This window comes from Pseudomonas sp. MF09156 (genome assembly GCF_059862305.1).
In genome coordinates, this window is the sequence record NZ_JCBCUR010000013.1 from 150,214 (window position 1) to 165,995 (window position 15,782).

The window sequence follows — 15,782 nt, forward strand, 5'->3', positions numbered from 1 at the left end:
CTTAGAAGGAGCCGCCAAGTCGGCCGCCGCCCGCGCCAATGGCAAGCAGGGCGGCCGGCCCCGCAAGGAGCAATGATGTTAAACCTGGGGTAGCGGGCTTATGTGGGAGCGGGCTTGCCCGCGATTACGGTGGGTCAGCCAGATAGATTTTGACTGATACACCGTAATCGCGGGCAAGCCCGCTCCTACATTTTTCCAGATCTGCCGGGACCGAGGGTTTAGCGCCGGGTCAGCAGCACGCCCGATTCCATATGGTGGGTCCACGGGAACTGGTCGAACATCGCACACCGGGTGATGCGGTGCGTGTCATGCAGTTGCGCAATGTTCGCCGCCAGCGTTTCCGGGTTGCAGGAGATGTACAGGATGTTCTCGAAGCGTCGGGTCAACTCGCAGGTGTCTGGGTCCATGCCTGCGCGGGGCGGGTCGACGAAGATGCTGGCGAACTCATAGCTCTTGAGGTCGATACCGTGCAGGCGTCGGAATGGCCGCACTTCGTTCAGGGCTTGGGTCAGTTCTTCGGCGGACAGGCGCACCAGGGTGACGTTATCCACCGCGTTTTCATCGAGGTTGCTCAGGGCGGCGTTGACCGAGGTCTTGCTGATCTCGGTGGCCAGCACTTTGCGCACGCGGGTAGCCAGGGGCAGGGTGAAGTTGCCGTTGCCGCAATACAGCTCCAGCAGGTCATCACTGCGATCGCCCAGGGCGTCATAGGCCCAGTTGAGCATCTTCTGGTTCACCGTGCCGTTGGGCTGGGTGAAGGCGCCTTCGGGCTGGCGATAGCTAAAGGTGCGACCGCCGACATCGAGTTTCTCCACCACATAGTCGTGGCCGATCACATCGCGCTTGCCCTTGGAACGGCCGATGATGCTGACGTTCAGGTCGGCCGCCAGCTTGTTGGCAGCGGTGTGCCAATGCTCATCCAGCGGGCGGTGATAGCACAGCGTGATCATCGCATCGCCGGCCAGGGTGGTGAGGAACTCCACCTGGAACAGCTTGTGGCTCAGGGCGGCGCTGGCTTGCCAGGCGGCCTTGAGTTGCGGCATCAGCTGGTTGATGCGCAGGCTGGCGATGGGAAACTCTTCGATCAGGATCGGCGTGCGCTTGTCGTCCTGGGAGAACATCGCGTAATGGCGCTGACCGCCTTCGCGCCACAGGCGGAACTCGGCGCGCAGGCGGAAGTTCTGCAGGGGCGAATCGAACACCTGTGGCTGGGGCGCATCGAACGGCGCGAGCAGGTCACGCAAGCGCGTGACCTTTTCTTGCAGTTGCAGGGCGTAACTTGCTGCGTCAAAAGTCATGCGGGGAACCAGCCTAGCTTGATCACGAACAGGATCGACAGGATCACCAGCGCTGGGTTGAGTTCACGGTAGCGGCCTGTCAGCAGCTTGATACCGGTCCAGGCGATGAAGCCGAAGGCGATGCCGTTGGCGATGGAGTAAGTGAAGGGCATCGCCAGGGCGGTGATCACCACCGGCGCGGCAACAGTAATATCGTCCCAGTCGATTTCCGCCAGGCCCGAGGTCATCAACACTGCGACAAACAGCAGCGCGGGTGCGGTGGCAAATGCCGGGACGCTGGCCGCCAGCGGCGAGAAGAACAGCGCCAGCAGGAACATGATCGCGACCACGATGGCCGTCAGGCCAGTGCGGCCACCCGCACTCACGCCAGCCGCCGACTCGATGTAGCTGGTGGTGGTCGAGGTACCCAGCAACGAACCGGCCATGGCCGCAGTGCTGTCGGCAATCAGGGCGCGGCCCATTTTCGGCATGTGGCCGTCCTTGCCCATCAGGCCGGCGCGCTTGGCGACGCCGATCAGGGTGCCGGAGTTGTCGAACAGGTCAACGAACAGGAAAGCGAAGATCACGCTGATCAAGCCCACGTCCAGGGCGCCGGCGATGTCCAGTTGCAGGAAGGTCGGGGCCAGGGACGGAGGCATCGATACCACGCCGCCGAATGGGGTGACGCCGAGCGCGATGGCGGCGATGGTCACCGCAAGGATGCCGATCAACACCGCGCCGCGCACTTTCAAGGCTTCCAGGGCCACGATCAGGAAGAACCCCAGGGTGGCGAGGATGGGGGCGGGTTTGGCCAGGTCGCCCATGCCCAGCATGGTCGCCGGGTTGCTGACCACGATGCCGGCGTTATGCAGGGCGATCAGCGCCAGGAACAGGCCGATACCGGCGGCAATCGCCGAGCGCAGGGGCAGGGGGATGGCATTGATGATCCATTCGCGGATGCGGAAGATCGACAGCAGGAAAAACAGCACGGCGGAGATAAACACCGCACCCAGCGCCACTTGCCAGGTATGGCCCAGGTGCAGGACCACGGTGTAGGTAAAGAAGGCGTTCAGGCCCATGCCCGGCGCCAGGGCAATCGGGTAGTTGGCGATCAGGCCCATGATCGTCGAGCCGATGGCCGCCGCCAGGCAAGTGGCGACAAACAGCGCGCCCTTGTCCATGCCGGTCTCGCCGAGAATGCTCGGGTTGACGAACAGGATGTAGGCCATGGCCAGGAATGTCGTGATACCGGCGAGAATCTCGGTACGCACGTTGGTGTTGTGTGCCTTGAGTTGAAACAGCTTTTCCAGCATGCCTGCTCCCTGTGGCGCGCTCGGCGCCGTGATTTGTTGACCTCAAAGTCAAAGCACAAACTGCGCCAAGCGCCGCGTGTTTTCTACAGAGGATCGGAAAAAGCGGCGCATCATACCAGCAGGTCGACGGCCTGTGGCGCCCAGCCTCGGTTTTGTTGAGTGTGGCCTTGAGGCATACTCCGTCGACGTTCAGTCCAGGGTCATCCAAAGCATGAAAAAAGCCATCGCGTGGAGTCTAGCTCCGTTCGCCTGTATCGGCCTGTGGCTGGCGGCGGCACCGGCGTGGGGCGCGCCTGCACCGGCCTTGAGCGAGGTGCGGGTATTCCAGGTGCAGTCCCAGGCGTGCAAAGAGTCCATCGCCGAGGGCGTCGACAGCACCCGGCAGTGCCAGCACCGTGGGCCGACACAGGTCTCGGTGATGGAAGTGGGGCTGGGCAATAATTCCATCGCCACCTTTGATGGGGCGCGGCTTGCGGGGCAAAAGACCGCGATCTGCCAGGTCGGCTCCGTCAGCCAGGCCTGCAATGGCGCTGGCACATTGATGGGCTACATCTATGTATTTGACGTGGATATCCGCGCCGCCGGTTGGTTCGAGTACAGCAACACATCGATCAATGCGCCGCGCAATACCCTGAAGACTCAGCTGCGCATCCAATGATGGCCCCCTGTAGGAGCCGGCTTGCCGGCGAAAATCGTCAACGATAACGCTGGGTGCCTGGTGGCCCGTGTTGCTCTCTGGTTTTTCGCCGGCAAGCCGGCTCCGACAGGTTCAGGGCGTTTCGGCCGGGGTATGCATGCGGTCCCGCTTGGCCAGCGTCGGGAACAGCTTGATCCATACCCCCGTCACCACCAACGTCCCGACCCCGCCCAATACCACGGCTGGCACTGTGCCCAGCCAGTGGGCGGTGACGCCGGATTCAAATTCGCCCAACTGATTGGACGCCCCGATAAACAGCCCATTGACCGCACTGACCCGCCCGCGCATTTCATCGGGGGTTTCCAGTTGCACGAATGAGGCGCGGATCACCATGCTGATCATGTCTGCCGCCCCCAGCACCACCAGCACCGCCAGCGAAAACCAGAACGAGGTGGACAGGCCGAACGCGATGGTCGCTACGCCAAATACCCCGACAGCGGTAAACATCACGCGGCCCACGTGCCGGTCCACGGCAAACCGCGCTAGCCACAATGACATCAACAGCGCCCCAACCGCTGGCGCCGAGCGCAGCAGCCCAAGGCCCCAGGGGCCGGTCAGCAGGATGTCCTTGGCAAATACCGGCAGCAACGCTGTGGCGCCGCCCAACAGCACGGCGAACAGGTCCAGGGAAATCGCCCCGAGGATGTCCGGCCGGCTGCGGATAAAACGAATCCCCGCGAGCAGCGAGTCGAGGGTGGCCTTGCCCTTGTTCAGTGGGGTCTGCCGCGCGGGCAGGTTGAGGGTGAGCATGCAGGCAATCAGGTACAGCAGCACCGTCGGGCCATACACCCAGGCGCTGCCGAAGGCATAGAGCAAGCCGCCCAGGGCCGGCGCGACGATGGTTGCCGATTGCTGGGCCGACTGCGCCGCCGCCACTGCCCGTGGAAACAGGGCGCTGGGCACGATGCTCGGCAACAGCGCCTGGGTGGTGGGCAGTTCGAAGGAGCGGGCTGCGCCCAGCAGGAAGGCGAGGATAAAAATCATCTCGCGGGTGACATTGTCCGTCAGGCTGCCGATGACCAGGGCCAGGGCGATCAACGCCTGCAACGTCTGGCAAATGGCGGCGACCCTGCGCCGTTCGTAACGGTCGGCCACATGCCCGGTGTGCAGCATGAACAGCACCCGTGGGACAAATTCCACCAGGCCCACCAAGCCCAGGTCCAGCACGTTGCCGGTCAGTTGGTAGAGGTTCCAGCCGATGGCCACGGTGAGCATCTGGAAGCCGCTGGCGGTAAAAATCCGGGCCAGCCAGAACGCGATAAAAGGGCGGTGATGACGTAACAGCAGCGGGGTTTCACTGGGCATCGGCAAGGACTGGACTGAACCTGGGAAGTGCCGAGGTTAGCATCAAGCTGTAACAAATAGTTGCTGCCAGGCAAATATCCTTAGCAAGGCATCTATTTGGCTGAGTCAACCTGTCACGCGGCAAAAGACCACACAGTCCAACCTGGAAAATGGGACTACTCTTTCAACGATGCTTGATCCAGATCAATGCCGATTGCAGCGTTGGTGTGGGGGTCAAGAAGCCAGAATCCCTACGTGGTTGGTAAAAAAAGAACGAATTGCAATTCGCCACACTCCATATCCGTGGGAGCAGTGGGTGCAGGCCTCCCTGCCTGTAGCCGGTATTACCTGACAGAGGAAGACTTATGTTCGGTTTGGAGGCGCTAGATCTCGCCCGAATTCAATTCGCATTCACCATCTCGTTCCATATCCTGTTCCCGGCCATCACCATTGGCCTGGCCAGTTACCTCGCGGTACTGGAGGGCCTGTGGCTCAAGACCCACAACGATACCTACCGTGACCTCTACCATTTCTGGTCGAAGATCTTTGCCGTCAACTTCGGCATGGGGGTAGTCTCGGGCCTGGTCATGGCCTATCAGTTCGGTACCAACTGGAGTCGCTTCTCGGACTTCGCCGGCTCTGTCACGGGGCCATTGCTGACCTATGAAGTGCTCACCGCGTTCTTCCTCGAAGCGGGCTTCCTTGGGGTGATGCTGTTTGGCTGGAACAAGGTCGGGCGCAAGCTGCACTTCTTTGCCACGGTGATGGTGGCCGTCGGTACGCTGATCTCGACCTTCTGGATCCTCGCCTCCAACAGCTGGATGCAGACGCCACAAGGCTTTGAAATCATCGACGGCCGGGTGATCCCCACCGATTGGCTGGCCGTGATCTTCAACCCTTCGTTCCCCTATCGCCTGGCGCACATGGCCACGGCGGCGTTTGTCGCCACCGCGTTTTTTGTCGGCTCGTCGGCGGCCTGGCATCTGCTGCGGGGCAAGGACAACCCGGCGATCCGCACCATGCTGTCGATGGCAATGTGGATGGCCCTGATCGTCGCGCCGATCCAGGCGGTGATCGGTGACTTCCACGGCCTCAACACCCTCAAGCACCAGCCGGCGAAAATTGCGGCGATTGAAGGCCACTGGGAAAACATCGGCAATGAGCCGACCCCGCTGATCCTGTTCGGCTGGCCGGACATGAAGGAAGAGCGCACCAAGTACAAGGTAGAAATCCCCTACCTGGGCAGCCTGATCCTCACCCACTCCCTGGACAAGCAAGTGCCGGCCCTCAAGGAGTTCCCACCTGAGGATCGTGCCAACTCGACCATTGTGTTCTGGTCGTTCCGGGTCATGGTCGGCCTGGGCATGCTGATGATCTTCACCGGCCTGTTCAGCCTCTGGCTGCGCAAGGGCGACAGGCTGTACACCAACAAACCGTTCCTGTACCTGGCGCTATGGATGGGCCCGTCGGGGTTGATTGCGATCCTGGCCGGCTGGTTCACCACCGAAATCGGGCGCCAGCCCTGGGTGGTCTACGGCTTGATGCGCACGGCGGACGCCTCTTCCAACCACAGCGTGGTGCAGATGAGCATTACCCTGGCGCTGTTTGTGGTGGTGTACTTCGCCCTGTTCGGCGCAGGCCTTGGCTACATGATGCGCCTGGTGCGCAAAGGCCCGGTCACCCACGACAGCACCGAACCGGCCCACGGTGGCCCCGGGCAGCAACGTACCCCGGCGCGTCCATTGTCGGCAGCCGATGACAGCGGCGACGCCGATCACGGCGACACTCTGAACAAGGGGAATTGAGTCATGGGTATTGATCTTCCGCTGATCTGGGCCGTGATCATCATCTTCGGCATCATGATGTACGTGGTCATGGATGGCTTTGACCTGGGGATCGGCATTCTCTTCCCGTTTATCCCGGGCAAGACTGACCGCGACGTGATGATGAACACCGTCGCCCCGGTGTGGGACGGCAACGAAACCTGGCTGGTGCTGGGGGGCGCGGCATTGTTTGGCGCCTTCCCATTGGCCTACTCGGTGGTGCTCTCGGCGCTGTACCTGCCGCTGATCCTGATGCTGATCGGCCTGATCTTCCGTGGCGTGGCCTTTGAGTTCCGCTTCAAGGCCAAGGATGACAAGCGCCACTTGTGGGACAAGGCGTTTATCGGCGGCTCGCTGGCGGCGACCTTCTTCCAGGGCGTGGCGCTGGGGGCATTCATTGAAGGCATTCCGGTGGTTGACCGCCAGTTCGCCGGCGGCTCATTGGACTGGTTCTCGCCGTTTGCCCTGTTTTGCGGCGTGGCCTTGATCGTGGCCTATGCCCTGCTGGGCTGCACCTGGCTGATCATGAAGACCGAAGGCAAGCTGCAAGAGCAGATGCACAACCTGGCGCGACCCCTGGCGTTCGTCGTGTTGGCGGTGATTGGCATCGTCAGCATCTGGACGCCCCTGGCCCACCCGGACATCGCCTCGCGCTGGTTCACCCTGCCGAACCTGTTCTGGTTCCTGCCGGTGCCGATCCTGGTGCTGGTGACCATGTATGCGCTGGTGCGTGCCGTGGCTCGCAATGCCCATTACGCGCCGTTCCTGCTGACGCTGGTGTTGATCTTCCTCGGCTACAGCGGCCTGGGCATCAGCCTGTGGCCGAACATCATCCCGCCGTCGGTGTCGATCTGGGATGCCGCCGCGCCGCCGCAAAGCCAGGGCTTCATGCTGGTGGGTACGCTGTTCATCATCCCGTTCATCCTGGGCTACACCTTCTGGAGCTACTACGTGTTCCGCGGCAAGGTGACCCATGAAGATGGCTATCACTAGGAGGCTTGGACCATGACCGGTAAACCTTCACTGGACGATATCGAACAGGCCGAGAAAAAGCCGCTGTGGCAACGCCTGGGCTGGTTGGCAATGATCTGGACCGGCAGCGTCCTGGCCCTGTTCGTGGTGGCCAGCCTGATGCGCATGTTCATGAACGCCGCGGGCCTGAGCACTCACTGACATCCCATGCAGTCTTGACCCTCCTTTAATGGAGGGTTTTTTTTGCCTGTGTTATTTGCGGGCCTTGAGAATCACGAACTTTGGTGTCGCCGCCACCTGCTCCACACCACGGAACAGGCGCGCCAGCTTGCTGTGATAACCCAGGTGGCGGTTGCCGACGATGTACAACGCGCCGCCGACTACCAGCGCTTCGCGGGCCTGCTGGAACATGCGCCATGCAAGGAAATCCCCCACCACCTGCTGCTGGTGGAACGGCGGGTTGCATAGCACCACGTCCAACGATTGCGGCTCCTGGTCCGCCAGGCCGTCGCCGGGGCGAATCATCACGGGCCGCTCACCGAGGGCCGCGCGCCAGTTTTCGGCGGCCGACTGTACGGCCATATAGGACTCGTCCACCAAGGTGTACTGCGCCTCGGGGTTGTGCAGGGCGCTGGCAATCGCCAGCACGCCGTTGCCGCAACCCAGGTCAGCCACGCGGGCGTTCCCCAGGTTGTGAGGCAGATGGGGCAGGAAGGCACGGGTGCCGATATCCAGGCCTTCGCGGCAGAACACATTGGCGTGGTTGAGTAGCTCGATGGCCGGCGCGTCCAGGCGATAACGCGTGGGGTAGGGCGATACGATGCGAGGGCGATCAGCCAGGGTGGCGATCAGCAACCTGGCCTTTTTCACCGCCAGCGACGCGTGCATCGGCCCGATGTAACGCTCCAGCAGTTCACCGGCGGCGCGGGGCAGGTGCTTGACCATGGCCCCCGCGATCACTTCGGCACCTGGCGCCAATTGGTCCTGCAGGCGGATCAATTGTTCTTCGAGCAGCGCCAGGGTTTTTGGTATCCGGATCAGTACACGATCGAAGGGCCCGCTGGGCACCTGGCTGGCAGGCACGAACGAAAGGGCATCGAAGGCCTTGCCATTGCGCATCAGGTTTTTTTGCAGGGCCTGGGCGCCGAGGAATGAATCGCCGCTGCTGGTGACATGCACATGCCCCTCAAGGCTGGCCGCCAATGCCCCAAAGCTGTCATTGAGCACCAGTACGCGGGTGCTGCTGGCCGGTTGCTGCTCGGCCAGGTAGGCAAGCAGATACTCGTCGGCCGCATCGAAGGCTTGCAGCGGTTCGTTTTGCTGCTCGGGCTGGCGGATCAGGTCGAGTTGGGCGAAGGGGCTATCGAGCAGGGGCATGGCGGGGGGAACTCTGGATAATCGACGGGTGTTCCGGGCCTGGCGCGGAACCTTCTGAGTGGACTGCGACGCGGGCGTTGACGAGCGGCGTCATCACTCAGAACTGGCCGTAAATGTTACGTTTTTTTCTGGCGGATTACATTCGGTGTTTTCAACATGGGGGCGCGGGCTGTACTCAAAAAAGGCCGTGTTTGACTGCCGTGATCACCGCGGCAATCTTATTGCTCACCCCCAGCTTGCGCATCGCACTGCTGATATGAAAACCGACAGTGCGCTCGGACAGGCAGAGAATTGTCGCGATATCGGCAGCTGTCTTGCCCAGTGCCGACCATTGCAGGATTTCGGTCTCGCGACTGGTGAGCTTGGTGGGGCACTGGCAGGCCGGCTCCTTGGCATAGGCCTGGGCCGCGACGGTATGCAAGGCATGGCAGATCCACAAGACCTGGCCGGCTTTCTCATACAGTTCCTGGGCTTGCACCGGTTCCTGGCGTCGTCCCAGGTTGATCATGCTGAAAAAGCCACGGAAGTCATGCACCGACTGCGCCCAGCCAAAATTGAGACCCTGGGCTTGCAAGTGAACCCACATGTCCGGCACTGAAGAGTAGGTTTTTTCTTCCCAGACGATGGGCAGTACATCGCGTTTGCAGTGGCTGACCAGCGGGTCCATATCGAAGTAATGTTCTGTTTTGTAGAGAGTGTTCCATTCACTTGGATAATTATTGAGGTGGATGTTCTTGAATGGCTGATAAACCGCATTGGAGCCCATCATAAAACCGCAATATTCAAAGCCCAGCTCATAGGTAATGTTCAGAGCAGCCTCGAACATAGTCGTCACCTCATCCTCACCTTCTAGTTTGGGTAGACGTGTGTTTCGCCAGTTGACCATTGGTAAATCTCCATGAGTCGCACACTGATTGTTCGCAACGCGGTCCCCTTAGCGTTACCGAATCGAGTGTAGGACAGCATGTAAAACCCAGATGGGAGTTTTCGCACTTAGCGTTGCGTTTTTTAGTAGAACTGATTGATACCCATGGTCCTGGGCCCGCGGGCGGGGGGGCTGATGATGTGAGTGAATTTCTTTGTCATTCATTTGCTTAGGGCAGGGTTGCGACACAGTTTATGAATTTTCATGTAGGGGTTATGAGTAGGACTTAATAGCCAAATGGTTTGAATTGAAGGCAGATGGCCATCTTTTCTGTATTGGTCAGTGGAGGCACGCAGGATGTCACTACAAACCAACGGTGTTTCCAGGCGTCGCTTTGGGGGACACTAGGGGTTACCTGTAGACCGGAGCCCCCCATGACGGCCAGTGCGGAAAAATTCACACGCCAGACCCTGATCGATGTGCAGTCGTTGACCCCCAGCCTGTTTACCCTGCGTACTACCCGGGACCCGGGGTTCCGTTTCACCGCCGGGCAGTTTGTTCGCCTGGGCGTGACCAAACCCGATGGCAGCCTGGTGTGGCGTGCCTATTCGGTGGTGTCGTCGCCCTTTGATGAGTTCCTGGAGTTTTTCTCTATTGTGGTGCCCGGTGGTGAGTTCACCAGTGAGCTGAGTCGCCTGCGGGTGGGCGACGAGTTGCTGGTGGAGCGCCAGGCCACCGGTTTCTTGACCCTGAATCGTTTTGTCGATGGTCGTGACCTTTGGCTGCTGGGCACCGGCACGGGGATCGCGCCATTTCTGTCGATCCTGCAGGACTTTGAAGCCTGGGAAAAATTCGAGCGGATCATCCTGGTCTACAGCGCCAGGGAAGCTCGGGAGCTGGCCTACCAGACCCTGATCAAGGAATTGGGCGAGCGCGAGTACTTGAGCGAACACGCCCATAAACTCACCTACCTGCCTATCGTGACCCGTGAGCAGCGGCCGGGTGCGTTGAATGGGCGGATCACGACCCTGATCGAAAATGGCGAGCTGGAGCGTGCGGCGGGCGTAGCGCTGACGCCTTTGCATTCGCGGGTGATGATTTGCGGCAATCCGCAGATGATCGATGACACCCGGCAACTGCTCAAGCAGCGTGATATGCAACTGAGCCTGGCGCGTCGGCCAGGGCAGGTGGCGGTAGAAAACTACTGGTAGAAAAAAGGCGCCCGGTCAGGGGCGCCTTTTTCTGTGGCCGACAGGTATTGCGGGTCGGCTACAGGGGCTTGTTGTTCTGGGCCTTGAGCAGATCGCGGATCTCCCCCAGCAGTTCCTCTTCCTTGGTGGGGACCGGTGGCAGGCTTGGCGCCACGGCTTCTTCACGCTTGAGACGGTTGATGGCCTTGACACCCATGAAGATCGCGAACGCGACGATCACAAAGTCAATGACGCTCTGGATGAATTTACCGTAGGCCAGGACCACCGCAGGTGCATCGCCCTGGGCTGCCTTGAGCGTTACCGCCAGGTCACCGAAGTCTACACCGCCGATCAGCAGGCCGATGGGCGGCATCACCACGTCGCCTACGAAGGACGAAACAATTTTGCCGAAGGCGGCGCCGATGATAATACCGACCGCCATGTCGACCACATTACCTTTGACCGCGAAGGCCTTGAACTCACTGATCACGCCCATAGGTTATTCCTTGTTACAGTTGAGAGGAGAGGAACTCAGTGTAAGTCAGTCTGCAGTGACTTGCTCGACACAACTGTTAACACTGTTCGTTGCAATCGACACATTAAAACGCAAATAGTTTATGGGCGCTGGTGGTTGTGACATTTGTTTCCAGTGGTTGTGAGCCACTCAAGTTGCAACGCGGCGCATGTCGAGCACTGACCCAGCGGCCCCCAAGAATGGACTGCCCTCAGCATCGTAGACATCTCCAGCCTATGCTTGGACTGAGCCGCCGAGGAAACTGCTGGGACAATGCCGTGGCTGAGTCTTTTTTCAGTAGCCTGAAAAAAGAACGCATCCGCAAGAGGATCTACAAAACCCGGGACATGGCCCGTGCCGACGTATTCGATTACATTGAGGCGTTTTACAACCGAACGCGTCGTCACAGTCACCTGGGCGGCGTCAGTCCTGAGGCCTTTGAAAGTGCCTCACTTTGAGGCTGGAAAATGTCTACGGGAGCGGGGGTAGTCCAGCATAGGCTGGAGATGTCTACGATGCCGGGGGCAGTCCAGTCCAGCCTTCGGCTCACATTAATTGCAAATGAGCTTGCATTCGACGGCGTGGGCTCGCGTTTCATCGCGACGGGCTCACGCTACCTGCAAATGAAAATCTGGGGATTCCGGCTCCCACCATTTATAGCTTTAAATCATTCAAATAGTGGATTCTTTCAATACTTTGTCTAGCCATACAAAAATTTTTTGTCGTTTCGAATGCTTGTGTTCCAGGGTCAACCATAAAGCTTTCAATGGCGCAATTTTCATTCCTTAGAATAATCCAGGCTCTCTGTGATTTTTTTATGTGTTCTTTAAGTGAAGCACCTAACATTGGATCGATTTTATACTCAGTATCTATTTTATTGTTTAGCGCTTTGTAGGTGCTATTTAATTGAATGTCTGCATCTGTATTTTTACGTTTAGAGCATTCGTATATTCCTTGGCTATCTGTACCTACATCAGAGCAAAAAACTGGCTGTGGAGATTCTGCATAACAAGCGTATGAAACAAAAAATGATAAAGTCAAAATAAATCTTATAGTCATAATGTATCCTCTACTAATATTTTCTTAAGTAATCGGCTCGTTTCCGACCTTGCTCGTACTGGTTAATGGCGGGCGTACTTTCAATGTATGAAATCATTTCCGACCTGCTATTGCGCATGCCTGATTTCATTGGGTTAGGCCCAGTAGTAAACCCCTGGTACACAAAATCAACTAGCACATCGCGAATGGCCTGATCCAGGCTCACCCACTCAAGTCTTCCAACCTCAGAGGCAGTCCATTTATTATAAATAAAAACTGCTCTACCTATGTAGTCAGGGTAAACAATGTTAAACAGGCGTATTTGTTGGTCGCCTGTTATTTCGCCAATCAATGCTTGGTTGTTTCTTACAAAGTTTCTTGCATCCAATCCTTTTAATCCATGCGCTAACGAAATTTTTCTGGCTTGCTCATTTTCTATGCCTGCTTGAGTCATATGAGCGTATATTTCGCTCTGTGTTCGACTCCCCATATCATAACCCCGACCTAAAGTTACTCCAGACAGATCATTTCCAGGCCAGTGAATGACTTTGCTATAGTACATTGAGCTTGATATATCATTCCCCTCAGCATTGAAGGTGATTTGACCAGCAAGTATCTTCGACCCAGGACCAATATAGGCGAATAGCCCCACCAACCCCACCGGATGAAAGTGATACACACCCCCCAACACTGGCAACCCAACCTTGGGCGCTACCTCATTCCACCAATTGATTTGCTTGATCCGCTCTTTCTCCGCGACCCAGTTCAGGAGTGGGGTTGAGCCGCTATGGCCCAGCACTTCGTCCAGTGCGTCCCACTTACTGGGGGTGTACTGCCACTCGCTGACGTAATAGATAATTAATTGCGCAAGTGCCTGCGCTTGCGCGGGCAAACCAATCGCTGCTTGAAGCTCTTCAGCGGTCATCTTTCCATCATGGTTACGGTCGATAATGTCGTACAGACGACACATCATCGTGCCGTTATCCGCCTTATCAGCCAAAGCCCCATGGCGCTCAACTTCCCCTTCACTGAAGCGGCTAACCGCTCGGAAGAACGAGGCCAGGTATTGCCGGGGAGCGTCGTAGTTGTGAATGATTCCATACCCCTCCCACGACCAAGGATTAACCCAAGGAGTAACCCCCACTTCTTCGCGCACCCAACCGTCGAGCAACTCGTTGTTAGCGTCATGCAGCAGCCCATCGAGGTGGTACCAGTTATAAGCTTTGCGATCAGCCGTCGCCGGGATCACGATTTTATCCGTGGCGCGCAGGCTATTGAGAAGGCTTTTAGGGACCAATAAATCGGCATCGCTGGGTGTATTGGCGGCGTTCAAGGTTGGGGGCTGCGTGGCGTTGAAACTCGCCTGATGCGTCACCACCGTGGTGCCCTTGGCCAGTTTCAGCCAGGTCTTGCCAGTGGCGGGCAGTCGATCTGCCCAAGCCCGGCTAGCTTCGATGAACAGACCCACGTCATCGGCGCTGAACACTTCCAGGTGCAGTTTCTTTTCCGGGTGCTGCGCACCGCCGTCTTGATACAACCCAAGGTGACCAATTAGCTCGCCGGCCTTGATGGCTATGGGGTGGTCGAGGACCACGATGCGGTCCGCCATCGGCGCACGCGCACCCTCCAGCGAATTGAAATGAATGTACTGGTTCACCCGCTCTATCTTGCGGAATTCGCCCTCACCACGGACCGTCACTTCCGTACCCTGTGGTAGCGTCGTAATAACGGTGCTACTGCCGTTCGCTTCAGCCCGGACGTTGAGCGACGGATTGCCCTTGACCCGATACTCGTCCCCGGCGATGGGTTCCAAAAAATTCATGGAAAGGTAGCCGCATAACGAACCATCGGCGCTTTTCAGGCCGTCCGGTCCATTGGTGTTCTCCAGCTTGCGGTAATCCCCCTCTCCGGTAACGGTCACCTCCGCACCCCGCGGTAGGATGGCGAGCACTTTGCCCTGCTGCGCCTGGTTAAACACCTTCAGACCTCGTTGCTCTGGATGGCCTGGGAGTATGTCTGTCACCGTTGCCTTGACCCGACGGTTCTGCCCCTCGGGCCAGAACGCTGGGCGGGCTATGCCCAAGTCACGTTGGTAATCCGCCCAGCCCTGTAGGTGCATGTACAGGCTGTAGACGGTCAAGCTGGGCGGCGCATCCTGGCTGCCTTCGATTTTAGGCGGCTGGAGGTGGTGGCGCACTAGCACAAAATTACGTGAGAACGGCTTTGCTACGCACAGTTCATCGACGAAGTAGGTCGTGGTCGGTGAGTGCTCATCGATGCGATAAGCCACCACTTCGCCGTCCCCCAGGCAATGCACGCTGGACTGATCCAGGGTGTCAGCGGTGCCACCGTCAAAATGCACACCGCCGTGCCAGAGGCCATTGCGCCCCAACGGGTAGTAACCCGCCGTCGCCTTGGCCAATTGAGTTAACTGAAGCAGCGGATTGCGTCCGTCCTTGAAAGGATGGCTCCAGTTCCTCAGTGGTTGCAGGGCAGCGGTACTTGTTGGTGTCAGCACATGAGGCGGGACCTGATCTGCTTCTGACGGCACTAAATCCGGCGCACTTGACGCATAACTCGGGGCCACACGGTCACTGCTGAAGAAGTTAAAAACCTGAGATAGCACGTTAGCCATGCTGTATTTCACTCCTGCTTGTGCAATGGGGTGGGACCAAGGCACCCTGGAGCGGTGGTTATCGGAAGTAAATAGGACCTTTCCCAAAGTCACTCACTCCCAAAGGATTTGGTTGATCAGCAGGGCATTATCAGCTCGCGATTGGTTCGCAATCGCCGGAATGCACACGCTGGAAGGGCTTATGTTGGTTTTTGGCTCCATTGCTCCCCCTCCAAAACGAACGCTTGATGGGCTGTCAGTTGCAAACAATGTGAGCGCAAAGAGTCCGTCAGGCAGAATTAACCTGAGCAGAAAAAGCATTGATTGAGAACATGGCTAATTTCGATTACAAGCAGCTACAGCTAGCTAACTAAACTGATGACTCAAGTTGCAAATTAACCGTCTATTGGGTGAACCCCGTAAGCAGGATTTCGCCTGGCTCAGAATCACCAGCACAGGTGGCTCACATTCTCTGGAATGAGTGGTAACTATCACTGGAGTACACAAATAGTTTGCAAAGTGCCACCAATCGCGCGCGAAATACCCGGCATTTCAGTGTCTTACCACACTATTTTTTTAATCGGGTTGGTGTGGCTTTTCTATTTATCTTCTGGCGCCAGGATCACTAGCCTCTGGCAAGCACCCGTAAAAGTGCATTTAAAAAAACCAGAGGATTGCTTGATGAAAAACCTGGCGGCGGCAAAAACTGAGTGCAACACCTGACCTTTCCGGTACGGTGCTGCCCCTATGTCTTATACCGAACTCAGCGTTGAAGAGCGCGCCACCATTCAAATCAGTCATGCCCAAGGCTTCAGCCT

Annotated in this window: 13 protein-coding genes and 1 pseudogene; 6 read left to right on the forward strand and 8 right to left on the reverse strand. The window is 58.1% G+C overall.

From position 1 onward, the window contains the following. Positions 1-218 precede the first annotated feature (218 nt). Together trmA and AC19YY_RS23475 are read right to left on the reverse strand one after the other, a co-directional pair. Positions 219-1,298, reverse strand: a complete 1,080-nt coding sequence (gene trmA / locus AC19YY_RS23470; protein ID WP_500604948.1) for a tRNA (uridine(54)-C5)-methyltransferase TrmA — start codon at positions 1,296-1,298, stop codon at positions 219-221. Then, the gene (locus tag AC19YY_RS23475; protein ID WP_169951112.1) at positions 1,295-2,590 is read right to left on the reverse strand and encodes an NCS2 family permease; all 1,296 of its coding nucleotides are present in this window, start codon (positions 2,588-2,590) and stop codon (positions 1,295-1,297) included. Before AC19YY_RS23475 ends, trmA begins: the two co-directional genes overlap by 4 nt. A 211-nt stretch (positions 2,591-2,801) precedes the next feature. Between AC19YY_RS23475 and AC19YY_RS23480 the strand changes: the two genes are divergently transcribed. Further along, positions 2,802-3,248 (forward strand): DUF4879 domain-containing protein, encoded by a 447-nt coding sequence (locus AC19YY_RS23480; RefSeq protein ID WP_170041695.1) that lies wholly within the window; start codon positions 2,802-2,804, stop codon positions 3,246-3,248. A gap of 111 nt (positions 3,249-3,359) precedes the next feature. On the opposite strand, the gene AC19YY_RS23485 is transcribed toward AC19YY_RS23480, so the two are convergent. Further along, complete coding sequence (locus AC19YY_RS23485; RefSeq protein WP_169951108.1) at positions 3,360-4,592, reverse strand: MFS transporter; 1,233 nt, start codon at positions 4,590-4,592, stop codon at positions 3,360-3,362. Positions 4,593-4,936: 344 nt separating this feature from the next. Here AC19YY_RS23485 and AC19YY_RS23490 point away from each other — a divergent pair, with 344 nt between their 5' ends. The 3 genes from AC19YY_RS23490 to AC19YY_RS23500 are packed head-to-tail and all read left to right on the forward strand — an operon-like array spanning position 4,937 to position 7,567. Continuing rightward, positions 4,937-6,376: a cytochrome ubiquinol oxidase subunit I gene (locus tag AC19YY_RS23490; protein ID WP_169951106.1), complete on the forward strand. Its 1,440-nt coding sequence runs from the start codon at positions 4,937-4,939 to the stop codon at positions 6,374-6,376. Between the two features lie 3 nt (positions 6,377-6,379). After that, positions 6,380-7,387 (forward strand): cytochrome d ubiquinol oxidase subunit II, encoded by a 1,008-nt coding sequence (gene cydB / locus AC19YY_RS23495; RefSeq protein ID WP_029292140.1) that lies wholly within the window; start codon positions 6,380-6,382, stop codon positions 7,385-7,387. A gap of 12 nt (positions 7,388-7,399) precedes the next feature. After that, positions 7,400-7,567, forward strand: a complete 168-nt coding sequence (locus AC19YY_RS23500; RefSeq protein ID WP_169951104.1) for a DUF2474 domain-containing protein — start codon at positions 7,400-7,402, stop codon at positions 7,565-7,567. 51 nt (positions 7,568-7,618) lie between these two features. Here AC19YY_RS23500 and AC19YY_RS23505 read toward each other — a convergent pair whose 3' ends face one another. Next, positions 7,619-8,743, reverse strand: a complete 1,125-nt coding sequence (locus AC19YY_RS23505; protein WP_500604949.1) for a methyltransferase — start codon at positions 8,741-8,743, stop codon at positions 7,619-7,621. Positions 8,744-8,918: 175 nt separating this feature from the next. Then, a complete protein-coding gene (locus tag AC19YY_RS23510) occupies positions 8,919-9,629 on the reverse strand; it encodes a helix-turn-helix transcriptional regulator (protein WP_500604950.1) in 711 nt (236 codons plus the stop codon). 413 nt (positions 9,630-10,042) lie between these two features. Between AC19YY_RS23510 and AC19YY_RS23515 the strand changes: the two genes are divergently transcribed. Further along, positions 10,043-10,819, forward strand: a complete 777-nt coding sequence (locus AC19YY_RS23515) for a ferredoxin--NADP reductase (RefSeq protein ID WP_169951097.1) — start codon at positions 10,043-10,045, stop codon at positions 10,817-10,819. Between the two features lie 58 nt (positions 10,820-10,877). Here the strand turns inward: AC19YY_RS23515 and mscL are convergent, their stop codons facing one another. Further along, entirely contained in the window at positions 10,878-11,294 is a 417-nt protein-coding gene (mscL, locus tag AC19YY_RS23520) for a large-conductance mechanosensitive channel protein MscL (RefSeq protein ID WP_169951095.1), read from the reverse strand. Between the two features lie 263 nt (positions 11,295-11,557). On the opposite strand from mscL, the pseudogene AC19YY_RS23525 reads away from it, so the two are divergent. Then, a pseudogene (locus AC19YY_RS23525) lies at positions 11,558-11,770 on the forward strand (IS3 family transposase); the annotation flags it as partial. Between the two features lie 196 nt (positions 11,771-11,966). Here the strand turns inward: AC19YY_RS23525 and AC19YY_RS23530 are convergent. Both AC19YY_RS23530 and AC19YY_RS23535 read right to left on the reverse strand, forming a co-directional pair. Beyond that, the gene (locus AC19YY_RS23530; protein ID WP_500604951.1) at positions 11,967-12,371 is read right to left on the reverse strand and encodes a lysozyme inhibitor LprI family protein; all 405 of its coding nucleotides are present in this window, start codon (positions 12,369-12,371) and stop codon (positions 11,967-11,969) included. Between the two features lie 13 nt (positions 12,372-12,384). Then, the gene (locus AC19YY_RS23535; RefSeq protein WP_500604952.1) at positions 12,385-14,985 is read right to left on the reverse strand and encodes a DUF8812 domain-containing protein; all 2,601 of its coding nucleotides are present in this window, start codon (positions 14,983-14,985) and stop codon (positions 12,385-12,387) included. Between the last annotated feature and the right edge of the window lie 797 nt (positions 14,986-15,782).